We start from the raw sequence: 24021 nt of genomic DNA, 5'->3' as shown, positions 1-24021 counted from the left end.
CGTGTCTCCTCACCCACACGGCTCGTGCCCCGAGCGCCCCGCCTCGCCCGCCCGCAGGATGGGGAACATGCCGAACCCGCCCCAGCGGCGCGCCGCCGCCCTGGCCGTCACCGCCGTCCTGCTGACCTCGTGGGTGTCCGGCTGCAGCGGTGACTCCAAGGGCGAGGATCTGACAGCACAGAAGCTGAACTGGAAGGCGTGCCCGGCACCGTCCGAGGCAGAGGGCGGTGGCAGCGCCCCCTCGCCTCTGCCCGGCGGTACGGAGTGGCAGTGCGCGACCTTGAAGGTGCCCCTCGACTGGTCCCGGCCCAAGGGCGACACGATCGGGCTCGCGCTGATCCGGGCGAAGGCCGGCGGCCCGGGCAAGCGCATCGGCTCGCTCGTCTTCAACTTCGGCGGTCCCGGCGGCTCGGGCGTCACCACCCTGCCCGCCTTCGGACAGGACTATGCGACCCTGCGCACCCGCTACGACCTGGTGAGTTTCGACCCGCGCGGCGTCGGCCGCAGCGCGGGGGTGAAGTGCGAGAACGACCAGCAGCTCGACAGGTTCTTCCAGCAGGACGGCACTCCGGACGACGCCGCCGAACAGCAGGAACTCCTGCGGAACACCAGGACGTTCAACGCGGCGTGCGAGAAGAACTCCGGCAAGGTCCTCCCCCATGTGCGCACGACGGACGCGGCTCGCGACATGGACCTGATGCGGCAGGTGCTCGGCGACGACAAGCTGCACTACTTCGGCATCTCCTACGGCACAGAACTGGGCGGCGTCTACGCCCACTTGTTCCCCAAGAACGTGGGCCGCGCGGTCTTCGACGGAGTGGTGGACCCGACGCAGAACCTGGAACAGAGCTCCCTCGGGCAGGCCAAGGGCTTCCAGCTCGCACTGGACAACTTCGCCGAGGACTGCACTTCGAAGGCCGAGGGCTGCCCCATCGGTGACACCCCGCAGGACGTCAAGGACCGCATCGCCAAACTGCTGAAGGACCTGGAAGCGAAGCCGATCCCGGGCGTCTTCCCGCGTCAGCTCACCCAGACCGCCGCGACCAGCGGTATCGCGCAGTCGCTGTACTCCAAGGACTTCTGGCAGTACCTGACGGAAGGACTTCAGCAGGCGTACGACGGCGACGGCAAGGTGCTGATGCTGCTGTCGGACTCGCTGAACGGGCGCAGCGAGAACGGCCAGTACAGCAACATCACCCCCGCGAACATCTCCATCAACTGCGCCGACGACAAGCCGCGTTACACCGCGGACTACGTGCAGTCGAAGGTTCCGGAGTTCCGGGCCGCCTCCCCGCTGTTCGGCGACTATCTGGCCTGGGGCATGGTCAGTTGCACCGACTGGGCCGTGCCGGGAGCCGCCGAGCACCCGGACGTCAGCGCTCCCGGCGCGGCACCGATCCTCGTCGTCGGCAACACCGGCGACCCCGCCACACCGTACGAGGGCGCTCGGGCGATGGTGAACGCGCTCGGCAAGGGTGTCGGGGTCGAGCTGACCTACAAGGGTCAGGGGCACGGGGCGTACGACAGCAAGAACAAGTGCGTGCAAGGCGCGGTGAACGCCTATCTGCTGCAGGGCACCGTGCCATCGGCCGGCACCGTTTGTTCCTAGAAAGTCGCAGGTCAGAGCGTTATCCACAGGCCTCGACGGCGGTCGGCGGCGGGCGCCTACTATGGCCTGCATGTGATCCGCGACTTCGGGCGGACCACGGGCGAGGGGGACACTCATGACACGTTTCGCACGGTGGACGGCCGCGGCCGCCGCCGCGTTGATGCTGGCCGGCTGCGGCGGGGGCTCGTCGGCCGGCACCAAGGACGAGGGGAAGAACGGTGACGGGCCGTCGGCCACCGCGCCGACTTCCGGCGGGTCCTCGGCTCTGCCCGCCTCGCTCACCTCGCAGAAGCTCGACTGGGGTCGCTGCAAAGGCACTTCGGACTCCCCCGCGCCCGGGAGCGGCTGGCAGTGCGCGACGCTCAAGGTGCCGCTGGACTACGCGAAGCCGGGCGGCGCGACGATCGGCCTGGCGCTCATCCGCTCGAAGGCGACCGGCGGTCAGGGCAGGCGCATCGGCTCGCTCCTGTTCAACTTCGGTGGCCCCGGCGGCTCGGGCGTCTCCACGATGCCGTCGTACGAGAGCGTCGTCGGCCCGCTCCACGACCGCTACGACCTGGTGAGCTGGGACCCGCGCGGGGTGGCCGCCAGTGAAGGCGTGCGGTGCCGGGGGGACAAGGCGATCCAGGCCTCCGAGTCGGTGGACGCCACACCGGACGACGCGGCCGAGGAAGCGGCGTACTTCAAGGACGCGGCGGACTTCGGCAAGGGCTGCGCGAAGGCCGCCGGGAAGCTGATGTCCCATGTCTCGACGACCGACACGGCCCGGGACATGGATCTGATGCGCCAGGTCCTCGGCGACCGCCGGATGCACTACTTCGGTATCTCCTACGGCACCGAACTGGGCGGTGTGTACGCGCACTTGTTCCCGGAGAACGTGGGACGCCTGGTGCTGGACGCGGTCGTCGACCCGAGCGCCGACACCGTGGGCCACGCCAAGAACCAGACGCTGGGCTTCCAGCGCGCCCTGGACGACTACCTCAGGTCCACCGGCCAGGACCCGAAGCTGGGCTCCCGGAAGATCGCCGACCTGCTGAAGCGGATCGACGCGAAGCCCCTGCCCACCACGCGCGGGCGCGAGCTCGGCCAGACGCTGGCCCTCACCGGCATCGTGCTGCCGCTCTACAGCAAGGAGGGCTGGCCCCGCCTCACCGAAGCCCTGAAGGACGCCGAGGGCGGGGACGGTTCGGCCCTGCTGGCGCTCGCCGACGGCTACAACGAACGCGACGCCTCGGGGCACTACGGCACGACGACGCATTCCCAACGGGTCATATCGTGCTTGGACGACAAGGAGCGGCCGACTGCCGAGGAGACGAGGAAGCGGCTGCCCGAGTTCGAGAAGATCTCGCCCGTCTTCGGGGACTTCATGGGCTGGGACACGGCGGGCTGGTGCCACGACTGGCCGGTGGCCGGTCAGTACGACAACCCCGAGGTCAGTGCGCCGGGAGCCGGACCCGTACTGGTCGTCGGCAACACCGGGGACCCGGCGACACCCTACGAGGGCGCCCGCAGGATGGCGGACGAGCTCGGCAAGGGCGTGGGCGTGGAGCTCACCTGGAAGGGCGAGGGCCATGGCGCCTACGGGAGTGGGAGCGACTGTGTCGACTCGACCGTGAACAGCTATCTGCTGGACGGGACGGTGCCGAAGGACGGCAAAGTCTGCTCATGACGAAGGCGGGGACCTCGCGGACACCGGGTCCGCGAAACCCCCGCCGTCGAAAGAGCGGGCCGAGCCGTCGGTCAGTACACCGGCTTCTCGGGCTCGATCTGGTGGACCCAGCCGATCACACCGCCGCCGACGTGCACCGCGTCGGAGAAACCGGCGGCCTTCAGGACGGCGAGGACCTCCGCGCTGCGGACACCCGTCTTGCAGTGCAGGACGATCTTCTTGTCCTGCGGCAGGGTCTCCAGGGCGGTGCCCATGAGGAACTCGTTCTTCGGGATCAGCTTCGCGCCGGGGATCGAGACGATCTCGTACTCGTTGATCTCACGGACGTCGATGATCTCGATGTTCTCGCCCTCGTCGATCCACTCCTTGAGCTGCTTGGGAGTGATCGTCGAGCCGGCGGCCGCCTCCTGCGCCTCCTCGGACACGACGCCGCAGAAGGCCTCGTAGTCGATGAGCTCGGTGACGGTGGGGTGGTCGCTGCAGACCGCGCAGTCCGGGTCCTTGCGGACCTTGACCTGGCGGTACTGCATCTCCAGGGCGTCGTAGATCATCAGACGGCCGACGAGCGGCTCACCGATGCCCGCGAGAAGCTTGATGGCCTCGTTGACCTGGATGGAGCCGATGGACGCGCACAGCACGCCCAGGACGCCGCCCTCGGCGCAGGAGGGGACCATGCCCGGCGGCGGGGGCTCCGGGTAGAGGCAGCGGTAGCAGGGACCGTGCTCGGACCAGAAGACGGAGGCCTGTCCGTCGAAGCGGTAGATCGAGCCCCAGACGTACGGCTTGTTGAGCAGCACGCACGCGTCGTTGACCAGGTAGCGGGTCGCGAAGTTGTCCGTGCCGTCGACGATCAGGTCGTACTGGCTGAAGATCTCCATCACGTTCTCGGCCTCGAGCCGCACTTCGTGAAGGACCACGTTCACGTACGGGTTGATGCCCAGCACGGAATCGCGTGCGGACTCGGCCTTGGAACGGCCGATGTCCGCCTGGCTGTGGATGATCTGGCGCTGCAGGTTCGACTCGTCGACCTCGTCGAACTCCACGATGCCGAGCGTCCCGACGCCCGCCGCGGCCAGGTACATCAATGCCGGCGATCCGAGGCCGCCGGCGCCCACACAGAGCACCTTGGCGTTCTTCAGCCGCTTCTGCCCGTCCATGCCCACATCGGGGATGATCAGGTGGCGGGAGTACCTGCGGACCTCGTCTACGGTGAGCTCAGAGGCTGGCTCGACCAGGGGTGGCAGCGACACGGGGACTCCGTTGGTCGGTCAATCACTACAGTTGTTCTCCCGGCAACACTGCCACGCCCTTCTTCATTCCGAGACACCCGTTCCGATCCGCGAGACGATTTCGTCCCAGTAGCCGGGCATCGTCTCCCAGGGGTCGGCTCTCCCGCCGTGATCCGAGCGGTCGGTGAAGTAGATCGTCGACGCGCCCTGCCAGCGGGCGACGCGCAGTGCCTCGTCCAGGTGGCCGCGCGGCACACCGTGCACGAAGTGGCAGAAGCGCTCGGGGGGATAGTCGGCGGTCCACTCGGCGACCTGGGACCAGCGGTATTCGGTCCAGGGGCCCGAGAAGGTCACCAGCTGGTCGGCGTTCTCGGCGTAGCCCGGGTGCGGATGGGTGCCGTGGCCCAGCACGATGTGGGCGCCGTCGCACAGTGCCCGGAGCGTGCCGACCGTGCGGCGGATCCCGGGAAGCGCGGCGCGTTCGGTGGGACAGCGGTCGAGGATGAACCCGTCGGCCTGATACCAGTCGAGATAGCGGCGCGCGTCGGAGGTCAGGTCGCCGAAGGTGCGGGCTCCATGGGCGGTGTCGAGGTGTCCCAGCACCCGGACGCCCGCGTTGCGCAGCCGTCCCGTGGCCTCCAGGCAGCGCGGGTCGGGTCTCGCGCCGGGACCGTTGTCCACGTTCAGGACGACCCAGTGCAAGGGGGTGCCGGGTCGGGTGAGTTCGTCCCATTCGACGGGAGCGACGAGGGGGTGCGCATAGCCGGGGATGCCGAAGCCGAGTCCTAAGTCGGTGCTCGCGCTGCCGGTCGCGGTGCTGGTCAGATACGACATGCCGCCTCCATCCAGATATCGGCGAGGGATTCCTCGAGGTTGATCCGGGGCCGCCAGCCGAGCCGGTCGCGTGCGGTGCGCACATCGGCCTGCTGCCAGCTGCCGCAGCCGTCCGGGTAGGGGTACGCGACCGGGGCCACGTGGTCGGGTTCGGGGCGGGGGTGGCCGATGGACGGCCGCATGGACGGACCGGGCGGGCCGTCGAGTTCGTGCAGGGTGCCGCTGTAGCCGGCCACGCGGGCGAGGACGGCGGTGGCGTCGCGGAGGCGTACGGCACGGCCCGAGCCGATGTTGATCACGCCCTGTGCGGCGGACAGGGAGGCTGCGTGGACGGCGCGGGCGACATCGCGGACGTCGATGAAGTCGCGTTGGACGCCGAGGCCGCCGAGTTTGAGCTCGCCGTCGTTGGCCTGCATGGCACGGCGCAGGGCTTCGGCGAGCCGGCCGAGCGGGGATCCGGCCGGGGTGCCGGGTCCCGCGGGCGAGAAGACGCGGAGCACGACGGCGTCCAGGCCGGAGCCGAGGACGAGTTCGGTCGCGGCGAGTTTGCTCACTCCGTACGGGCCGCCCGGGCGCGGGATGGCGTCCTCGGCGGTGGAGGAGCCGGGCTGGCTGGGCCCGTACTCGGCGCCGCAGCCGATCTGGACGAGTCGGGCGCCGCAGCCGCTGCGGCGCAGGGCCTCGCAGACGGTGGCGACGGCGACGGTGTTGTGCCGGGTCAGTTCGCGGGCGCCGCCGCGGGTGGCGCCCGCGCAGTTGATGACGACTCCGGGGTGCACCGCGTCCAGGAAGCGGGTGAGTGCGCCGGGGCTGCCCGAGGCGAGGTCGAACCGGACGTCGGCGTCGTCGCCCCGGCCCAGGGCGGTGAGCTGCACGGCCGGGTCGGCGAGCAGCCTGTCGGCGACGAAACGGCCGAGGTAGCCGTTGGCTCCGATCAGCAGGACCCTCATCGGGCAGCTCCCGGGGCGGATTCTCCGGTTCGGGAGGTGATCATCTGACTGTCTCCTTCGAGGTGGTGCCGTAGGTCGTGAAGAGGGCCCGCGGTGTCGGCCCCGCGGGAGAGAGGGGGCCCGGATCCGGGACGCTGTCCGGACGCCGGGGAGGGCTCACGGCGGTGGGGGCGTCGTGGGCCGGTTTCGGGCGGGCTCGGGCCACCGGTCCTGCGGACCTGGTGCGCCGGGGCGCGGATCGCGGCTCATGGGGCCTCGCAGGGCAGGGCGTGGGCGGAGGCGCGGGTGAGGGTGCGGGTGGCCTGGACGAGCAGGACGAGGGCGCCCGCCCCGCAGGCCAGGGCCGGTACGGCGCCGGGTCCCACGGCCCCGACCAGGCTGTCGACGGGGGTGGCCAGGAAGGAGCAGCCGGGCAGTCGCGCGGCGAAGACCGTGGCGAGGGCGGTGGCCTCCGCCGCGCCCGCACCGGCGAGGGCGCGGACCGGGGCGTGGGTGAAGCCGCGTGCCGTCAGCAGTCGCGCGAGCAGGAGCAGTGCGCCGAGGGCGCCGGCTCCGGCGTAGGCGGGTGACTCGTCCAGTGCCGTTCCGCACAGTGCGAGCAGTCCGCCCAGCGCGCACAGGTACAGGGCGAACGCCCCGAGGAGCAGCGGGCGTACGGCGGTGGCGAACTCCTCCAGGCCGCGGCTCGCGCTCAGTCGGCGACGGGCGCGGGCGGCGAAGAGGTGGGCGCACCAGGCCGCCGGGGCGCAGGCCAGAAAGAGGGCCAGCACGGGCGCGGTGGCCAGGGGCCAGGGACCGTCCGGGCCGCCGTCCCGGCCGGCGCTCAGCAGTCCGTCGCCTGCGAGGGCGTACGCGATGAGCGAGCAGGTCCACGCGCGGGCGGCGTTCGTCGTGCGGTGCCGGGTACTGAGGGGGCCGTGGCGGAGGGCGAGGCACAGGCCGGTCGTCATGGCCAGGGCGCCGAACGCCGCGACGGCGAGACGCGGCTGCCCGTCGGTGAGGCGCAGCCCGACGACGACGGCCGTGCCGACGGCGCCCGGCACGAGGGCGAGCGCCGCCCAGGAGGCGCGCGTGCCGGGGCGTCCCGGGGGCTCGGTGCGGGGCGCGGACTCCCCCTCGCGTGCCGCGCGGGCGTACATCTCCTCGGCGAGCGAGAAGACGTCCCGGTGCCGGAAGCGGGCGGCGGTCCGGTCGGTCATCCCGTGGGCCTCCAGCCCCGCCGCGATCTCCAGCGGGTCCACGGCCCGCTCGCAGAGCTCGCGATGCCGGTGCATCAGCACCTTCACGGGGTCCACCGCGCCGCGGTGCCCGCTGGCCCTGCGGGCACCGGGGGAGCCGTCGCGTGCCGAGTCGCCGTCGCGGAGCGGACCGCCGTCGCGTGCCGAGCGCTCGTTCCTGGTGCCGGGGCTCGTCGGTGCGGTGGGCAGGTCCGGGGCGCGCTGGCCGTCGAGCCCGCTCGGGACGCCCGGTCCGGCGCTGTCGATCGTCACGCGCCCTCCCCCACGGAAACGGGCACCGGCGCGGACACGGACGCGGTGGCGCGTACCGGGGCCCCCTGTGCCCAGCGCGGCCGGCCCGCGGTCATGAGGCGGGGCTCGGTCCAGCGACCGGGCACATGAGCCTCGGCGGGGACGCCGAAGGGCAACGGTTCCCCCTCGTCGTCCACGATGACCCGACGCACCGGGGAGTGCGAGACGATCTCCAGGTAAATGCCGTGAAATGCCGTGATGTTCTGCTCGACGGTGAAGAGTTCGAGGGCGCGTGCGCGGGCGGCCGCGCCCAGACGCTCACGGCGCTCCGGGTCACGCAGCAGTGCCACGCACGCCTCCGCGAGCGCCCGCGGATTGCGCGGCGGAACCACCAGCCCCGTACCGCCGATGACCTCGACGACCGCGCCCACGTCCGTGGAGACGGTGGCTCGGCCGCAGAGCATGGCCTCGACGAGACCGACCGGGAAGCCCTCGACGACGCTGGACAGGACGACCAGGGCTCCGCAGGCGTAGGCCTCCGCGAGGCTCGGGATCTCCGGGCCGCCGATCTCCTCGAAGGAGACCGGGTTGTCGCCGACCGCGTGCGCTCCCTCCGCCTCGTCGGGGAAGAGCTGTGCGGCCAGCGCCTTGCAGTGGGCGAGATAGCTCGTGCCGTCCGGGCCCTCGGCGGGGGCGCCGACGATCCGCAGCCGGGTCTTCGGCTCTGCCTTGCGGATCTCGGCGAAGGAGTGGAGCAGGGAGATCAGGTCCTTGGCCGGTTCGACGCGGCCGACCCACACCAGCGTGTCGGGGTCCGCGCACCGGCTGCCCCGCGTGCCCTCCCCGACGTCGGCGAAGCGGGCGGCCTCCATGCCGGGGTGGACGGTGCGCAGCTTGGCGCGGTCGGCGCCGCAGCGCTCCTGCCAGCGGCGGGCGTGGGTGTTGCCGGGTGTGATGAGCGCGGCCGCGCCGTAGACCTCGGCGGCGAGCCGGCCGTGGAACGCCGCGAGCAGCGCCCGGACCGCGGGGGCCTCTTCGAGGGTCGCGGCGGCCAGGTAGTGCGCGCGCAACTGCACGCCGTACTCGGTGACCAGCAGAGGGACGCCGAGGAAGTGCCGGGCGAGGAGGCCGGGCAGCGCCGCCGCTCCGCCGGCCGCGGCGTGGCAGAGGTCGGCCGAGCCGAGCGCGTCGTCCTCGTACCAGTCCAGCGAGAGGGGGCGCAGGGTGCGCTCGATGTGCGCGGCGACGGTGAGCAGATCGGGTACGCGCGCGGTGCGGGCCGTACGGAGTGCTCCGGGTGCGCGACAGGCGCGCTCCAGGGCCCGTACCGCGTTCTCGGAGCGCAGGGCGCCGACCAGTCCGCCCTCGTCCCGGGCGAGTTCGGCCAGTCCGTACAAGGCGTTGGCGAAACGGTCCGCCTCGGCGCCGACGGCGTCCGCCGGGTCCCCGGCGGCGGCCTCAGCGGGTACTTCCGCGCCCGCGGCTTCCGGGCCTCCGCACACGGCCGCCGCCAGTTCGCCGTACGCCTCGGCGAACCGGCGCCGGGCCCGGCGTCCGTACACCACCCCGTCGCTGTGCGCCGTCCACAACGGCGCCGTGCGTACGCGGCCGACCTGGGGCGGAAGCTGGATCCAGCCCCGGTCCTCCTGGCGCTCCGTGCGGCTGAGCGCGTAGATGTCGAACTCGTGCTGCCCGAGCCCGCGGACGAGCCGGTCGCACCAGAGTCCGGCGTCACCGCTCACATACGGATAGCCACCCTCCGTCAGCAGTCCGATGCGCACGAGCACACCCCCGATCTCCCGTATGAGGAGCCGCCGTTGACCCGGCGGCTCGCAGCGGGACGAACGTATGCGGACAAGGCGGTGGTGCGACGGACGGTTGTCCGTCGCACCACCAAAAGGGGTGAACGGTCGTAACTTTCCCGCGCAGGCGGCGTTTCGTCGCGCTACGAGATCAAGCAGGCATGTTTTCGCGGGCCTCGGGCCCTCGGTTCACGCCGGGGACGGCTCCTTGCGCTCGGCGCGGCGCCGCGCCGCGATCTCCGGATCGAGTGCCGGTACGGCGGCCAGGAGCTGCCGGGTGTACGGGTCCCGCGGGCTCCCGTAGACCTCGTCGGCTGGACCGTACTCGACGATCCGGCCACGCCGCATCACCGCGACCCGGTCGCTGACCTGGCGTACGACCGCGAGATCGTGCGCCACGAACACCAGCGCGAGCCCGAGTTCCCGCTGCAACTCGCCGAGCAGGGAAACCACTTGGGCCTGTGTGGTGACGTCGAGCGCGGAGACCGGCTCGTCGCACACGATGACGTGCGGCTCCGCGGCGAGGGCCCGCGCGATACCGACACGCTGGCGCTGTCCGCCGCTGAACTCGTGCGGGTAGCGGTCGTAGTGCGCCCCTTCGAGCCCCACACGCTCCATCAGTTCCCGTACGCGCCCTCGGATGCGCCCCTCGTTGCTCCCCCACTCCCGGCTTCGCTCGAGCGGGGGTACCCCCATCCCGCGCGCCCGCAGCGGATCGGCGATGGACTCGCCCACGCTGCGCCGGGGGTTGAGGGAGGACACCGGGTCCTGGAAGACCATCTGCACCGAGGGGCGGACGCCGGACTGTTCGCGCCCCTCGTGGCGGACCACGCCGGCCGTGGGCTCCAGGAGCCCGACCAGCATCCTTCCGAGGGTCGTCTTCCCGCTGCCGCTCTCGCCGACGATGCCGAGGGTTTCGCCGCGGCGGACACTCAGCGACACGTCGTCGACGGCCGCGAACCGCCGCTTCCCGCGTCCGAACTCCCGCCGGAGTCCGACCGCTTCGAGGACGACGTCGTCCGAGCGGGCGCCCTCGAACTGGCTGGTTTCCCCGGCCGGGCCGGTCCCCGCGACGGGACCGGCGCCTCCGGCCTGTCCGGCGCCTTCGCCAGGCCGTGCGCCTGCCTCCGGCCCGGCGCCGATCTCGCCGGGGCGTGCGCCGGTGTCCGGTCCGGCAGCCTTTTCGCGCCCGGCCCGTTCGACCACGCGAGGTGTGTCCACGCGGGGGACGGCGCGGAGGAGTTCGCGGGTGTACGGCTCCCGGGGTGCGCCGAGGACGGCCGCGACCGGCCTGTGCTCGACCGCGCGTCCGTGACGCATCACCAGGATCTCGTCGACGCTCTCGGCCGCGACCCCGACGTCATGGGTGACCAGCAGCAGCCCCGTCCCGGTCTCCTCCCGCAGGGTGTGCAGGAGGTCGAGGATCTGGGCCTGGACGGTCACGTCGAGGGCCGTGGTCGGCTCGTCGGCGATCAGGAGCTCGGGTTCGCAGGCCAGGGCCATGGCGATGAGAGCGCGCTGGCGCATCCCGCCGCTGAACTCGTGCGGGCGCGAGCGGGACCGGCGAGCCGCGTCGGGGATGCCGACGCGGTCCAGTACCCGCACGGCACGCGCGCGTGCCGCTCGCCGGGACGCCTTGGTGTGCACCCGGTACACCTCGGCGATCTGGTCGCCGACCGCGTAGTACGGGTCGAGGGACGACAACGGGTCCTGGAAGACCATGGCGGCCTTCGCGCCGCGCAGCCGGCGCAGTTCGTCGTCGGACGCCCGCTGGACGTCCACCCCGGCCACCCGGACCGTGCCGCCGACGTGCGCTCCGGTGCCCCGGTGCAGCGCCAGCAGGGCCGACGCCACCGTGGACTTGCCCGAACCCGACTCGCCGACGAGTCCCAGCGCGGCGCCCTTCTCCAGCCGGAAGGAGAGCCCGTCGACGGCGCGCAGGTCCCCGAAGTCGACGACGAGGTCGCTCACTTCGACCAGCGCGGAAGGGGCCGGAGCGGAGGAAACGGACAGGGAGGAGTCGCTCATGCCAGTACCACCCGTCGGTCGGCCACCGCGTAGAGCACGTCCGCGACGGCGTTGGCGATGACCACGAAGAAGCCGATGACCAGGACCATGCCGACGACCACGGGAAGGTCGACGACGTTCACCGCGTGCACCAGTTCGTGACCGATGCCGGGCAGTCCGAAGAGTGTCTCGGTGAGCACCGCGCCACCGACCGCCGATCCGAAGGTGTTGGCGTTCAGCGCGATGATCGAGGCGAGCGCGCCCCGGACCGCGTGCCGCCCGATGATCGACCGCTCGCCCACGCCGTAGGCGCGGAAGGTCCGGATGTGGTCCTCGGCGAGCGTCTCCAGCATCGAGGCCCGGGTCAGCCGGGCGAACGCGGCGGCCTCGACGAGGGCGAGCGAGAGCCAGGGGAGCACCAGGTTCCACGCCCACTGTTCGGGGTCGTCGGAGAAGTTCACGTACTGCGGGAAGGGAAGCAGTTCCAGCTGGCCGCAGACGACGATCATCAGGATCAGGCCGATGACGAAGACGGGCGTCGCCGTGCCGGCGAGGGTGACGCCGGTCAGCACCCGCTCACTGAGCCGGCCGCGCCGCCACGCGGAGAGCACGCCGGTGCCCACGCCGAGAACCAGCCACAGGACCATCGCACCGAACACCAGCGACAGGCTGACCGGCAGTTTCGTGAGGATCAGCCGCGTGACCTGCTGGTCGGTCTGGTACGACAGGCCGAGGCAGGGCGCCGGGCAGTGCTGGACGGAGGTGCCCGTCGAGTAGTCCTGGCCGACGAGGATCCCCTCGAGGAAGTGCCAGTAGCGCAGGTACAGCCGGTCACCGAGATGCAGTTGCTCGGCGACCTGGCGCACCTGGAGGGGTGAGCAGCGCGGGCCGCAGGTGATCTGGGCGACGTTGCCGGGGGTGGCGTAGAAGACGACGTAGATGATCACCGAGATGGCGAACAGGGTGACCGCGGTGCCCAGCGCACGGCGCAGGACGAACCCGCCGAAGCCGCTCATGCCGTGGCCTCCTTCGTGCCGAAGCCGCTCATGCCGTGGCCTCCTTCGTCTCGTCGGCGGGCGCGCCCGGCCGGGGCACAGCCGCGCCCGGCAAGGCCGTTCCGGCATCCCGCCGGGGCACATCCGCCCCCGGCGGGGGCGTTCCGGCGTCCTGCCGGGGCACGCTCGCGCCGCCGACGGGTACCTCCGTGCTCGCGTCCGCCTTGGCCTCGCGCCTGCGGCCCGTACCGACGCGCAGGCGCGAAGCCGCGCGCGGGTCCAGGGCGATGCGCACGCCGTCACCGAGGACGGTCAGGGCCAGGACGGTGACGAACAGCGCGCCGGCGGGCAGCAGCAGGTACTGCGGCGCGGCCTGGTACCAGACGTCGGCCGCGGTCAGCATCTGTCCCCAGGACGGCGTCGGGGGCTTCACACCGACGCCGAGGAACGACAGGGCCGCCTCGACACCGATGTTCATCGGCACGAGGAGCGCGGAGTACGTGATGAGCGGGGCGGCGAGGCCCGGCAGCAGCTCGCGTCGGGCGATGCGCCAGGTGCCCCAGCCGCTGAGGCGGGCCGCGGCGACGTAGTCGAGCTGCTTGAGCGTGAGCGTCTGGGCGCGCACGATCTTCGCGAGGACGCCCCAGGAGATCAGCCCGATGACGAGGGCGACCAGGACGGGACGCGGGAAGCTGCCGGGCACGATGGCCAGCAGCGCCAACGACATGATCATCAGTGGCATCGCGACGATGATCTCCGTGACGCGGCTCAACAGTTGATCGACCCATCGGTTCCCGAGCGCGGCCGCGACGCCGACGACGACGGCGATGAGGACCTGCACCAGGGTCGCCGCGAGCGCGACGCCGAGGGAGACCCGGGCGCCGTACACGAGGCGTGCGAACAGGTCGCGGCCGGTCTGGGGTTCGACACCGAGCCAGTGGTCGGCGCCGATGCCGCCGAGCGGGCCGACGGGGACGCCGCCGCGGGCGGAGTCCACCAGCGTGGGGTGGTAGGTGGTGGGGTCCTGGCCCTCGATCGCCGTGAGCAGCGGCGCGGCGAGCGCGACCAGGACGAGCAGCACGACGACGGCCGCCGCGACGAGGGCGGCGCGCTGCGCACGCAGCCGCCGCCAGAACTGACGGGCCCCCGAAGCCCCCGTGACGGACACGTCCGTCACGGGGGCCGAGGAGGCGACAAGTGCCTCGCTCACGGCGCTACTTCACCGCGACCTGGGAGATGTCCAGAACGCCGGTCCAGTCGCTGATCACGATGTTCTTGACGCCCTCGCCGTACAGGCGCTTGTAGACCGGGTGGAACAGCGGGACGGTCAGCGCCTGCTCACCGATCTTCTTGTCCAGTGCGCCCCAGCGCTTGGCGGCCTCGTCAAGATCGGTCAACTTGTTGATCGCGTCAATCTCGTCATTGACGGACTTGTCGTCGAGGAGGCCGGTGTTGAAGTTGGCTCCGTCCTTGACGATCTGCCGGCCGTCGAAGATCGGGGCGAGGAAGGGGCCGCCGGAGGGCCAGTCGGCACCCCAGTGGGCGAGGAAGAAGCCCGGCTCGGTCTTGACGCTCTGGACCTTGTCGCTGTAGTCGTTCTCCTCCAGACCCTGGAGCTTGACGGTGATGCCGGCCTTCTTGAGCGCGTCCTGGACGGCGGTCGCGATCTCCGGGCTGGTCTCGAAGTTCTTGCTGTTGGAATGGGTGAGCGTGATGGTCAGGCCGTTCTTGTGGCCCGCCTGCGCCAGCAGTTCCTTGGCCTTGGCCGCGTTGCCGGACGCGCCCGCCGGGAACAGGTCGTACGGCGTGTAGCCGAAGGACTTCTGGTTCGGCAGGTACGTCGTCGCGGGCTCGGCGAGCGACGAGCCGCCCGCGGCGTTGATCACCGAACTGCGGTCGATGGCGTACGAGATCGCCTGGCGCACCTTCGGGTCGTCGAACGGCTTCACCTTCGGGTTGAAGGCGAGGTAGTTCGTGTAGCCGAAGTGCCCGGTGCCGACGCGCGAGGCCAGCGCCTTGTCCCCGGTCACCTTGGCGAGCTCGGCCGGGCCGAGGTTGGTGTCCGTGGTGACGGCGGTGGCGTCCGCGCCCTGGGAGGAGGACAGCCGCTGGTTGATCACGGAGGAGTCCAGGCCGGACCGTACGTCGATCTTGTCCGGGTAGGCCTTGCGCTCGGCGTCGGTCGAAGCGGACCAGTAAGTGTTGCGCTCCAGGGTGAGGCGCTCGCCGTCGTTCTCGTTCCTGACGACCTTGTACGGACCCGAGGAGACCGGGTGCTCCTCGTACTTCGTGCCGGTGTCCTTGGCCTTCGGGACGGGCGTGAACTGCGTCTGCGTGGCCAGGTAGGGGAACTCGCCCTCCGGCTTGTTCAGGTGGAAGACGATGGTCAGCGCGTCCGGCGTCTCGATCGAGTCGAGGCCCTTCTTGTCCTTGTAGGGCCCCTGGTAGCCGGCCCCGCCGATCAGCCAGTCCCTCAGGTAGGGCGCGCCCCCGGAGAGCTCGGCGGCGAAGGAGCGCTCGATGCCGTACTTGATGTCGGCGGAGGTGATCGGCGTGCCGTCCTCGTACTTGAGGCCCTTCTTCAGGGTGTACGTCCACACGGTCGCGTTCTTGCTCGGGCGGCCCGTGTCGGTGGCGAGGTCGGGGACGACCTGGGCGCCGGGGGCCCCGTTCTCGCGGTTGCGGGTGGTGAGCGTACGGAAGACGAGCGAGGGCACGTTGCCGCCGCCGGACGTGTAGAGCCGCGCGGGGTCGAAGTCCTGCTGCGGGTTGGCGTTCAGGACGGTGAGCGTGCCGCCCTTGTGGGGCTGGGAGTCGCCACCGGAGCTCTTGGCATCGTTGTCCTTCGGCCCGCAGGCGGCGGCGCCCGCTGCCACGACCAGGCTGACGGATGCCGCGGCCACGCGGCGCGCTATGACGGACGGTTGACGCATCGGAAGACGACCTCTCGGATGACTCGGATACTGAGACGGAATGACGCGGAGTGAGACGGAAGAGCGCGGAGCTCGCCCAGGGCGTCAGGCGTCGGAGTCCGACCGGACCGAAAGAGGCACGGGCGCGCCGAACCGCGGAGGTTCGGGGGCGCACGGAGACAAGACGGGAAGGAAAGCGACGCACTCGCCGGGGGCGGGCGTCAGCAACAGTGAATGTCGGCCACGCAGAGCGCGGTCACGCCGAAGAGCGCCAGCTCAAGAGCGGCGCGAACGGAGGCGTGACGGGGTGACATGCGGAGAAATATGAACGATCTTTCGACGCATGTCAAAGCGATGCGAGCGCTTTCCGTCAACTCCCGGGATAGGGCCAGGGGTTGGGCAGACAGTGGATTCCGTCGTGGTCGAGGAACTTGGTCTGCTGCTGCATGACCGGGGCGAGATCGCCGTCCTTCTGGCAGGAGACGTGCCCGTATCCGAGCCGGTGGCCGACCTCGTGGTTGATCAGCATCTGCCGGTAGGAGTGAATCTTGTCACCGAAGCCGTAGGTCTTGGAGCCCTGGGCCCAGCGGTACGCGTTGATCATGACGCGCTCGGTGGACGCCGAGTCGCACGACACGTTGTCCTCCGTGGTGTCGAGCCCCGACTTGGCGCACCACTCGGCGGTGGTGCCGGGACTCGCCAGCGTGATGACGAAGTCCGGTTTGCCGGTGTAGATCCGCTCGAAGGTGCGGGCGCCGCCGTGGGCCCAGCTCCGTGGGTCGTTCAGGGTCTTCTGCACGGCGTCGGCGAACAGCGCGCCGTCCAGACCGAGTCCCTCTTCGATGTCGACGCGATAGGTGTACTTGTGCCCCTTGCCTGGCGCCTTGGCGACTCCGGGCACCGCGTCGAACTTCCCCGACGCCTTGAGCTTCGCTCCGAGCGGGTACGTCCTGGCCATCTTCTGGTCGTACGTCAGGGCCGCCGCGGCCACGTTCGGCTGGCCCGACTGGGTCGGCCGGTCGTCTCCGCGCGAGGCGGAGTCCTGGGTCACCCGGCCGGCACCGTCGGCGGATTCCGTCCGCGTGGCGGTGTCGTGCTGTCCCGAGGTCATCTGCCCCGCCACGACGACGGCCAGCACGGTGGTGACGGCGGCCGCCGCGATCCCGGTGAACGCCCATCCCTTGCGGGCCTTGCCCTCGTCCTGCTCGTCGGTCTCCGGCAGCGGCCGCCCACCGGCCCCGGTGGACTCGGCGTTCCCGTCGGCGGCGGAACCGGGGGGGCCGGCGGTACGGGGGCCGGCGGTCCGCCCCGAGGCACCGCCGCGAGCCGTGGGAAGACCGCCGCTCTCCTGCGAGTCGAGGTCGAACGCGTCGACGTACGCCTGCCGGGGGGCCGTCACGGCCTGCTGACGCTGGCGGGGGACCCTCGGTCCCGGAGGTGCGCCCTGCGGAGCCACGCCGGCCCCGGACTCCCCCCAGCCGCCGCCCTGTTCACGCTGCTCGGGATGCCCGCCCCGCACCTGCGGCACGCCGTGCGCCGGGGTCCCGTCGAAAAAACGCGGCACCCCGCGCGCCGGGGTGCCGTCGTCGAAACGCGGGACGCCCTGGGCCGGAGTCCCGTCCGCGAAGCGTGGCACCCCGCGCGCGGGAGTGCCCTCGGCCGTCCGCGGGAAGCCGTGCGCCGGAGTCCCGTCGGGAAAGCGCGGCACGCCCTGGGCCGGGGTGCCGTCCTGGTGACGCGGCACCCCGCGCGCGGGAGTGCCGTCGGCCGTCCGCGGGAAGCCGTGCGCGGGGGTCGCGTCGTCGAAGCGCGGTCCACCTCGTTGCGGTGCGCCGGCCGAGGGCGGATAGGGGCCCAGGGGGCCGGTCGGACGGGTCGCCGTGCGGCGGGCGCCGTCCGGGCCCGGTGCCGCAGCGGGTGCCGCTTCCTGTGCCGGAACCGCCCGCGTCTGCGAGGTGTCCGTCTTGTCGGCCCGCCCCCGACGACTGTGTCGTCCCACTTCCCGCCTCAGCTCTCCGCGCCGATTGCCACCGAAGGGGTCAACTCTCCCAGATCCGCGAGGAGTTCACGGAAGGCGGTGGCCACCGTCTCCGGGTACTCCATCATGGCGACGTGCCCCGCCTCCGGCAGGCACAACAGCCGGGAGTCGCGGAAGGCACGAGCCGCGCGCTGCGCCATACGGTAGCCGACAAGTTGGTCCCGTCCGCCGTAGACCAGGAGCGTCGGGGCGAGCACCCGTTCGGCCTGACGCCACAGCCCGTGCTGGCCGCCCAGCGTGTAGGCGTTCACGACCCCGCGCGCGGAGCGTGCCATCGCGTCCCAGAAGTAGGGCAGGGCGAGCCGCCGTTCCATCTCCTCGACCGCGTCGCGGAACCCCTCGGGGGTCACGATGCCGGGATCGCCGTAACAGAGGGCCAGCACCCCCCGTACGCGCTGCTCAGCACTCCATTCCTTGGTGAGCCTGGTGAACAGGCCCGCCACCCCCGGCAGCGCCAGCAGCGCCGTCGGCCAGGCGGTGCGCTGCGCGCGGATCTCGGGCAGCGCGGGGGACACCAGGGCGAGCGTCCGGACGAGATCGGGCCGGACGGCCGCGACGCGGGTCGTGACGGCTCCGCCGAGGGAATTGCCGAAAAGGTGTACGGGGCCTCGTCCGGACGCGTCGAGATAGCGGATGACCGCGCGCGCGTGTCCGGTGACCGAGTAGTCGCCGTCGTCCGGCGGCGGCGAGTCACCGAAGCCCGGCAGGTCGAGGGCCTCGCTCTCCACGAGCCCGTCGAGCATCGACATCAGCGCCGACCAGTTCTGCGAGGAACCGCCCAGACCGTGCACGTACAGCGCGGGCGGCAGGTCCTCCCTGACCGGCGGTCTCGACCGGATCGTCAGCGTGATGCCGGGCAGCCCGACCGATCGCAGCCGCTCCCCCTCCGCGACCCTGACGGCGCCGACCCTCGGCAGGACGGTGGCGGCCGGTGCGGAAGGGAGTTCGGTCGAAGACATGCCGCAATGTTACGAGACGATCACGCGGGGACTCATGTGTTCGCCGTCACAGATCGCGAGCGGATCGCATAGCGTCCGGATCGCGTGTCTCCTAGGCTTCGAACGAGGGCACTCGCACGTACGTCAGGAGCGCACTCGTACCGTTCGGGAAGAGGAACCATGACAGTCGACCCGACAGACCCCGGAACATTCGACGACCAGTTCCGGGAAATCCTCGACGCGGAGGCCCCCGAGGCCGATGTCGTCGAGCAGTCCGCCGAGCTGGACCCGGCGGACGACGTCGACCCGGAGCCCCCGGGCGACCGCCTCAACGCCGACGAGGCGGATCTCGCCGAGCAGGCCCGGGTCGTCCGGCTGAACGAGGACGACTACAGGTGACGCGACAGCGCTGATCAAGGCCGTCGGGAGGGCCGGGTGCCCAGCTCGTCCCCTTCGGCCCGCTGTGCGCCGTCCCCGTCGGCGTCCGGTCCGTGAAATTCTGCGCTCGCACCGCACACAGCAGGGTTACCGAAAAGTACGATGGCGGCGCGGCGCACACCGCACGTGGACAATTTTGGGAGGCGGCGTGACAGCCATCGAGCAGACAGAGGCAGCACGCCCGCGGGGCACTCGCCTGCCGCGCCGTGCCCGACGCAACCAGCTCCTCGGCGCCGCCCAGGAAGTTTTCGTTGCTCAGGGATATCACTCGGCCGCCATGGACGACATCGCCGAGCGCGCGGGCGTCAGCAAGCCGGTTCTCTACCAGCACTTCCCGGGCAAGCTCGATCTGTACCTCGCCCTGCTCGACCAGCACTGCGAGTCCCTGCTCCAGGCCGTTCGGACGGCGCTCGCGTCGACTTCGGACAACAAGCTGCGCGTCCGCGCCACCATGGACGCCTACTTCGCGTACGTGGAGGACGACGGCGGCGCGTTCCGGCTGGTCTTCGAGTCGGACCTGACCAACGAGCCGGCGGTGCGCGAGCGCGTCGACAAGGTGACGCACGAGTGCGCCGAGGCGATCTGCGACGTCATCGCCGAGGACACCGGTCTCTCGCGCGCGGAGTCGATGCTCCTCGCCTCGGGCCTCGGCGGTCTGGCCCAGGTGGTGGCCCGTTCCTGGCTGCACAGCGACCACAGTGTCCCGCGCGACCAGGCGGTCCAGTTGCTGACCTCGCTCGCCTGGCGGGGCATCGCGGGGTTCCCGCTGCACGGCAGCGAGAACCACTGACCCGCCGCATCACGACACCGAGGAAGCGGCCGGGGCACACCCCCCGGCCGCTTCTTTGTTCCCGTCCGCTGTTCGCTCCTGGCGTTCCCGGGCGGAGCGTGCACCTCCCCTCGCCGGGCTAATGTGTGCTGCGTACGGCGCGTACGAACGCGCACATGACTGACCGTCGGAGGGACAAAGCCGTGGAGGTCAAGATCGGCGTGCTGCACGCGCCCCGCGAGATCGTTCTGGAGAGCGGTCAGACCCCGGAAGAGGTCGAGCGCGCGGTGTCCGAGGCGCTGGCCGGCAAGTCGCAGCTGCTGAGCCTCGTGGACGACCACGGCCGCAAGGTCCTGGTTCCGGCCGACCGGCTGGCGTACGTGGAGCTCGGCGAGCCCACGCAGCGCAAGGTCGGATTCAGCGCTCTGTAGAGCAGCGCAGTGGTAGGGGAAGGGCCCGGTGACCTGGTCACCGGGCCCTTCCCCTATTCCTTGCTCTCGCGGTTCCCCCACCCCTTGCCGTACCTGTTCCCTTATCCCCTGCCGCTCCCGTCCGCTCCCCTGCCGCTCCCGTCCACAGATGGAGCACATGCCGGACACAGGGGAGGGTTGCGTTCCACACGTCAGGGGTAGGAGCGGCTACGACCGATTTGCACCGGCCGTGCGGGAGGGACCAATCACCATGTTCTTGGAAGCGCTCGGCTCCGCGCTGCTCGGTCTCGCGCTGGCGTGGGCGGCCTCGTACCGCCTGCCCCACCGGATGCCGGCACGCGCCCTGGTCCTGTCGACCGGCGTGGCGGGAGCCCTGTTCGGCGCCTTCCTGACGCACACGGCACTGGGCTCCGGCCACTTTCTGGCCATCCTTCTCGGCGCGGCGGTGGTCTCCGCGGCACTGCTGTCGCTGCTGCTCCGCCCCGAGGAGCGGTTTCGGCGCCGCTCGGCGACGGCGTAAGCCGTTCCGCGGGCGCCGCTCCCGCGACCGTGCACCGCGCCCCTAGACAGCCGGACAGGTCCTAGGCGGCGAGGCCCAGTGCGGCCATCCGCTTGGTGTGCGCCTCGGTGATCCGGGAGAACATCCGGCCGACCTCCGCGAGATCGAAACCGTCCGCGACGCCGCCCACGAGCATCGTCGACAGGGCGTCCCGGTCGGCGACCACGCGCTGCGACTGGGACAGGGCCTCGCCCATCAGCCGTCGCGCCCACAGCGCGAGCCTGCCGCCCACCCGCGGGTCGGCGTCGATCGCGGCGCGCACCTTCTCGATGGCGAAGCCGGCGTGACCGGTGTCGTCGAGGACGCCGAGGACGAGCTTGCGGGTGTCCGAGTCGAGGCGGGCCGCGACCTCGCGGTAGAAGTCACTGGCGATCGAGTCGCCGACGTACGCCTTGACGAGCCCCTCCAGCCAGTCCGAGGGAGCCGTCTGCCGGTGGAAGCCGTCGAGCGCGGCGACGAAGGGCTCCATCGCCTGCGTCGGCTCCGCGCCGACCGCGGAGAGCCGGTCCCGGAGCTGCTCGAAGTGATGGAACTCGGACGACGCCATCTTCGCCAGCTCCGCTTTGTCGCTGAGCGTGGGCGCCAGCTTGGCGTCCTCCGCGAGCCGCTCGAACGCCGCGAGCTCGCCGTACGCGAGCGCTCCGAGCAGGTCCACGACCGCGGCGCGGTACTGCGGCTCGGCCGAGGCCGTGTCCCAGTTCTGCGCGGCGACTCCGGTGGCCGCGGGGGCGGTGTCGGCGGGGGCCTCGGCGGGCTTTTCAGCGGCGTTGTCAGGCGTCGTCATGAAGCGCACAATAGCCCGCTCACAGCACGAGGGAAGTCCCTGGTCAACCAGTGTGACGACGACTACGTGACCAAATCGGCCATCACATGTGCGTGATTCCGGGGTATGGTGGTAATGCGCCCGGCGAGTAAATTCGACGGGCCGCACGAATGAGGATGCCCGGTCGGTGGCCCGATCGGCTCCGACCCGACAGCCCTCCTCGCCGGTACGGCACCTTGCGTACGGCATCCGGAGGGAACCCTCAGCGGCACGAGAGCTCGAGCGTCGGCAGTGGTCCCATGCCACTCGGCCCGCCCGTCAAGAGCGGCCGACGTCCCCGGCACGGTCCCGTCACGACCCCCGCGCTCGCCTCGCACCGCGTACACAGAAGAGGCAGCACCCTGACTACGACTTTCCGAGACCTCGGAATCCTTCCTGAGACCGCCGAAGCCCTCGAGGCCGTCGGCATCATCAACCCCTTCCCCATCCAGGAGATGACGCTCCCGGTAGCCCTTTCCGGCTCCGACGTCATCGGCCAGGCCAAGACCGGCACCGGCAAGACGCTGGGCTTCGGCCTCCCGCTCCTGGAGCGCGTCACCGTCCCCGCGGACGTCGAGGCGGGCCGGGCCAAGCCCGAGCAGCTCACCGACGCACCGCAGGCCCTCGTCGTCGTCCCGACGCGCGAGCTGTGCACCCAGGTGACGAACGACCTGCTGACCGCGGGCAAGGTCCGCAACGTACGCGTTCTCGCCATCTACGGCGGCCGGGCGTACGAGCCCCAGGTGGAGGCCCTGAAGAAGGGCGTCGACGTGATCGTCGGCACCCCGGGCCGGCTGCTGGACCTCGCGGGCCAGAAGAAGCTCAACCTCAAGCACATCAAGGCGCTCGTCCTCGACGAGGCCGACGAGATGCTCGACCTGGGCTTCCTGCCCGACGTCGAGAAGATCATGAACATGCTGCCGCCCCGCCGTCAGACGATGCTGTTCTCGGCCACCATGCCGGGCGCGGTCATCGGTCTCGCGCGCCGCTACATGTCGCAGCCCACGCACATCCGCGCCTCCGAGCCGGACGACTCGGGCGCGACGGTCCGCAACACCGCGCAGTTCATCTACCGCGCGCACAACATGGACAAGCCCGAGCTCGTCGCCCGCATACTGCAGGCCGACGGCCGCGGCCTGGCCATGGTCTTCTGCCGCACCAAGCGCACGGCGGCCGACCTCGCCGACCAGCTCCAGCAGCGCGGCTTCGCCTCCGGCGCGGTCCACGGCGACCTCGGCCAGGGCGCCCGCGAGCAGGCGCTGCGCGCGTTCCGCAACGGCAAGGTCGACGTCCTCGTCTGCACCGACGTCGCGGCCCGCGGTATCGACGTCGAGGGTGTCACCCACGTCATCAACTACCAGTCCCCCGAGGACGAGAAGACGTACCTGCACCGCATCGGCCGGACCGGCCGCGCGGGTGCCAAGGGCATCGCGATCACCCTCGTCGACTGGGACGACATCCCGCGCTGGCAGCTCATCAACAAGGCGCTGGACCTCGGCTTCGGCAACCCGCCGGAGACGTACTCCACGTCCCCGCACCTCTTCGAGGAACTGAGCATCCCGGCCGGCACCAAGGGTGTCCTGCCGCGTTCCGAGCGCACCCGCGCCGGGCTCGCGGCCGAGGTGGTCGAAGACCTGGGCGAGACCGGTGGCCGTGGCGGCCCGCGTGGCCGCGGTGGCCGTACGGCCGCGCCGTCGGCCACCGAGCGCGAACATGAGCGCCCTGCGCGCACGCCGCGTCAGCGCCGTCGTACGCGCAACGGTGCGACGACGGACGAGACGTCCGCGTCCACGTCCCCCGAGGTGACCACGGAGTCTCCCGCGTCGGCCGAGGCCACCGAGCCCCGTACGCCGCGCCGCCGTCGGCGTACCCGCGGTGGAACGGGCTCCGAGCCGGTGGCCGCCGCCGCTGTGGCAGCCCCCGTGACCGAGGCCGCCGAAGCCGCCGTCGCGACGGCGGAGGGCGTCAGCGAAGAGCCGGCCGCCCCGCGCCGTCGCCGGACCCGGAAGGCCGCCGAGACGGTCGTCGAGCCGGCGGAGGCCGCGGTGACCGCCGCGGAGGCCGTGGTCGAGAGCGTCGCCGCCGAGGTCGTCGCCGAGGCTCCGGCCAGGCCCGCCCGCCGTCGGACCCGCAAGGCCGTCGAGACGGCGCCCGTCGCCGAGACGGTCGCCGAGCCCGCCGAGGTCACCGAGGCTCCGGCCAAGCCCGTGCGGCGCCGGACCCGCAAGGCCGCGGAGGCCGTCCTCGACACCGTCGAGGCCGTCGCCACCGAGGTCGCCGAGACCGTGACCGAGACCAAGCCCCGGCGCACCCGCGCCAAGGCCGCGACCACCGTCACGGACACCGCCGAGACCGCCGACGCGACGGACGCCAAGCCCGTACGCCGACGCACCCGCAAGGCCGTCGCCGACACCGACATCCCGGCCCAGGCCACCGACGACGCCGAGGCAAAGCCCGTGCGGCGCCGGACCCGTAAGGCCGCGGAGGCCGTCCTCGACACCGTCGAGGCCGTCGCCACCGAGGTCGCCGAGACCGTGACCGAGACCAAGCCCCGGCGCACCCGCGCCAAG

Annotated in this window: 20 protein-coding genes; 7 read left to right on the top strand and 13 right to left on the bottom strand. The window is 71.6% G+C overall.

Translation table 11 applies throughout. The features are described from left to right. The first annotated feature begins 67 nt into the window (after positions 1 to 67). Both ACIQRL_RS20255 and ACIQRL_RS20250 read left to right on the top strand, forming a co-directional pair. Positions 68 to 1609, top strand: a complete 1542-nt coding sequence (locus ACIQRL_RS20255; RefSeq protein ID WP_401333046.1) for an alpha/beta hydrolase — start codon at positions 68 to 70, stop codon at positions 1607 to 1609. A gap of 115 nt (positions 1610 to 1724) precedes the next feature. Next, a complete protein-coding gene (locus tag ACIQRL_RS20250) occupies positions 1725 to 3278 on the top strand; it encodes an alpha/beta hydrolase (protein WP_401333044.1) in 1554 nt (517 codons plus the stop codon). Positions 3279 to 3349: 71 nt separating this feature from the next. Here ACIQRL_RS20250 and moeZ read toward each other — a convergent pair whose 3' ends face one another. The 12 genes from moeZ to ACIQRL_RS20190 all read right to left on the bottom strand — a co-directional run bounded on the left by moeZ (position 3350) and on the right by ACIQRL_RS20190 (position 18473). Next, a complete protein-coding gene (gene moeZ, locus ACIQRL_RS20245; RefSeq protein WP_401333043.1) occupies positions 3350 to 4528 on the bottom strand; it encodes an adenylyltransferase/sulfurtransferase MoeZ in 1179 nt (392 codons plus the stop codon). Positions 4529 to 4591: 63 nt separating this feature from the next. Next, a complete protein-coding gene (locus tag ACIQRL_RS20240) occupies positions 4592 to 5341 on the bottom strand; it encodes a spherulation-specific family 4 protein (protein WP_401333041.1) in 750 nt (249 codons plus the stop codon). Then, a complete protein-coding gene (locus tag ACIQRL_RS20235) occupies positions 5329 to 6291 on the bottom strand; it encodes an NAD-dependent epimerase/dehydratase family protein (protein ID WP_401333039.1) in 963 nt (320 codons plus the stop codon). Before ACIQRL_RS20235 ends, ACIQRL_RS20240 begins: the two co-directional genes overlap by 13 nt. Before the next feature lie 245 nt (positions 6292 to 6536). Then, complete coding sequence (locus ACIQRL_RS20230) at positions 6537 to 7781, bottom strand: hypothetical protein (protein ID WP_401333038.1); 1245 nt, start codon at positions 7779 to 7781, stop codon at positions 6537 to 6539. Next, the gene (locus ACIQRL_RS20225; RefSeq protein WP_401333392.1) at positions 7778 to 9541 is read right to left on the bottom strand and encodes a DUF3492 domain-containing protein; all 1764 of its coding nucleotides are present in this window, start codon (positions 9539 to 9541) and stop codon (positions 7778 to 7780) included. The genes ACIQRL_RS20230 and ACIQRL_RS20225 overlap by 4 nt, the downstream gene beginning before the upstream one ends. 210 nt (positions 9542 to 9751) lie before the next feature. After that, positions 9752 to 11590 carry a dipeptide ABC transporter ATP-binding protein gene (locus ACIQRL_RS20220; RefSeq protein WP_401333036.1) on the bottom strand — a complete coding sequence of 613 codons (1839 nt, stop codon included), beginning with the start codon at positions 11588 to 11590 and terminating at the stop codon, positions 9752 to 9754. Beyond that, entirely contained in the window at positions 11587 to 12585 is a 999-nt protein-coding gene (locus ACIQRL_RS20215) for an ABC transporter permease (protein ID WP_401333034.1), read from the bottom strand. The genes ACIQRL_RS20220 and ACIQRL_RS20215 overlap by 4 nt, the downstream gene beginning before the upstream one ends. 28 nt (positions 12586 to 12613) lie before the next feature. Next, the gene (locus tag ACIQRL_RS20210; protein ID WP_401333032.1) at positions 12614 to 13774 is read right to left on the bottom strand and encodes an ABC transporter permease; all 1161 of its coding nucleotides are present in this window, start codon (positions 13772 to 13774) and stop codon (positions 12614 to 12616) included. Positions 13775 to 13778: 4 nt separating this feature from the next. Next, a complete protein-coding gene (locus tag ACIQRL_RS20205) occupies positions 13779 to 15497 on the bottom strand; it encodes an ABC transporter substrate-binding protein (protein ID WP_401333030.1) in 1719 nt (572 codons plus the stop codon). Between the two features lie 200 nt (positions 15498 to 15697). Continuing rightward, the gene (locus tag ACIQRL_RS20200) at positions 15698 to 15790 is read right to left on the bottom strand and encodes an Ms4533A family Cys-rich leader peptide (protein WP_328553587.1); all 93 of its coding nucleotides are present in this window, start codon (positions 15788 to 15790) and stop codon (positions 15698 to 15700) included. A gap of 56 nt (positions 15791 to 15846) precedes the next feature. Next, positions 15847 to 17475, bottom strand: a complete 1629-nt coding sequence (locus ACIQRL_RS20195; RefSeq protein WP_401333027.1) for a DUF3152 domain-containing protein — start codon at positions 17473 to 17475, stop codon at positions 15847 to 15849. 8 nt (positions 17476 to 17483) lie between these two features. After that, positions 17484 to 18473, bottom strand: a complete 990-nt coding sequence (locus tag ACIQRL_RS20190; protein WP_401333025.1) for an alpha/beta fold hydrolase — start codon at positions 18471 to 18473, stop codon at positions 17484 to 17486. A 159-nt stretch (positions 18474 to 18632) separates the two neighbouring features. Between ACIQRL_RS20190 and ACIQRL_RS20185 the strand changes: the two genes are divergently transcribed. From ACIQRL_RS20185 to ACIQRL_RS20170, 4 genes are all read left to right on the top strand, one after another. Next, positions 18633 to 18851, top strand: coding sequence for a hypothetical protein (locus ACIQRL_RS20185; RefSeq protein WP_401333024.1), 219 nt, complete (start codon positions 18633 to 18635; stop codon positions 18849 to 18851). Between the two features lie 187 nt (positions 18852 to 19038). Beyond that, positions 19039 to 19680 (top strand): TetR/AcrR family transcriptional regulator, encoded by a 642-nt coding sequence (locus tag ACIQRL_RS20180; RefSeq protein WP_401333022.1) that lies wholly within the window; start codon positions 19039 to 19041, stop codon positions 19678 to 19680. Between the two features lie 182 nt (positions 19681 to 19862). After that, positions 19863 to 20090 (top strand): DUF3107 domain-containing protein, encoded by a 228-nt coding sequence (locus tag ACIQRL_RS20175; protein WP_328558121.1) that lies wholly within the window; start codon positions 19863 to 19865, stop codon positions 20088 to 20090. A gap of 250 nt (positions 20091 to 20340) precedes the next feature. Beyond that, positions 20341 to 20610 carry a hypothetical protein gene (locus ACIQRL_RS20170; protein ID WP_401333020.1) on the top strand — a complete coding sequence of 90 codons (270 nt, stop codon included), beginning with the start codon at positions 20341 to 20343 and terminating at the stop codon, positions 20608 to 20610. A 61-nt stretch (positions 20611 to 20671) separates the two neighbouring features. Here ACIQRL_RS20170 and ACIQRL_RS20165 read toward each other — a convergent pair whose 3' ends face one another. After that, entirely contained in the window at positions 20672 to 21433 is a 762-nt protein-coding gene (locus ACIQRL_RS20165; protein ID WP_401333018.1) for a ferritin-like fold-containing protein, read from the bottom strand. A gap of 278 nt (positions 21434 to 21711) precedes the next feature. Here ACIQRL_RS20165 and ACIQRL_RS20160 point away from each other — a divergent pair. Then, the coding region (locus tag ACIQRL_RS20160) for a DEAD/DEAH box helicase (RefSeq protein WP_401333016.1) at positions 21712 to 24021 on the top strand (2310 nt) is incomplete at its 3' end.

Source organism: Streptomyces sp. NPDC091209 (assembly GCF_044757755.1).
Classification (GTDB): domain Bacteria; phylum Actinomycetota; class Actinomycetes; order Streptomycetales; family Streptomycetaceae; genus Streptomyces.
Note: the sequence above shows the minus strand (reverse complement) of the source record. Positions and strands in the feature narration are given on the sequence as shown.

Excerpts from the sequence above, each read along its gene's own strand:
- ACIQRL_RS20255 (WP_401333046.1), top strand. The coding sequence starts at position 68 with ATGCCGAACCCGCCCCAGCGGCGCGCCGCCGCCCTGGCCGTCACCGCC.
- ACIQRL_RS20250 (WP_401333044.1), top strand. The coding sequence starts at position 1,725 with ATGACACGTTTCGCACGGTGGACGGCCGCGGCCGCCGCCGCGTTGATG.
- ACIQRL_RS20240 (WP_401333041.1), bottom strand. The coding sequence starts at position 5,341 with ATGTCGTATCTGACCAGCACCGCGACCGGCAGCGCGAGCACCGACTTA.
- ACIQRL_RS20235 (WP_401333039.1), bottom strand. The coding sequence starts at position 6,291 with ATGAGGGTCCTGCTGATCGGAGCCAACGGCTACCTCGGCCGTTTCGTC.
- ACIQRL_RS20220 (WP_401333036.1), bottom strand. The coding sequence starts at position 11,590 with ATGAGCGACTCCTCCCTGTCCGTTTCCTCCGCTCCGGCCCCTTCCGCG.
- ACIQRL_RS20215 (WP_401333034.1), bottom strand. The coding sequence starts at position 12,585 with ATGAGCGGCTTCGGCGGGTTCGTCCTGCGCCGTGCGCTGGGCACCGCG.
- ACIQRL_RS20205 (WP_401333030.1), bottom strand. The coding sequence starts at position 15,497 with ATGCGTCAACCGTCCGTCATAGCGCGCCGCGTGGCCGCGGCATCCGTC.
- ACIQRL_RS20200 (WP_328553587.1), bottom strand. The coding sequence starts at position 15,790 with ATGTCACCCCGTCACGCCTCCGTTCGCGCCGCTCTTGAGCTGGCGCTC.
- ACIQRL_RS20190 (WP_401333025.1), bottom strand. The coding sequence starts at position 18,473 with ATGTCTTCGACCGAACTCCCTTCCGCACCGGCCGCCACCGTCCTGCCG.
- ACIQRL_RS20185 (WP_401333024.1), top strand. The coding sequence starts at position 18,633 with ATGACAGTCGACCCGACAGACCCCGGAACATTCGACGACCAGTTCCGG.
- ACIQRL_RS20170 (WP_401333020.1), top strand. The coding sequence starts at position 20,341 with ATGTTCTTGGAAGCGCTCGGCTCCGCGCTGCTCGGTCTCGCGCTGGCG.
- ACIQRL_RS20165 (WP_401333018.1), bottom strand. The coding sequence starts at position 21,433 with ATGACGACGCCTGACAACGCCGCTGAAAAGCCCGCCGAGGCCCCCGCC.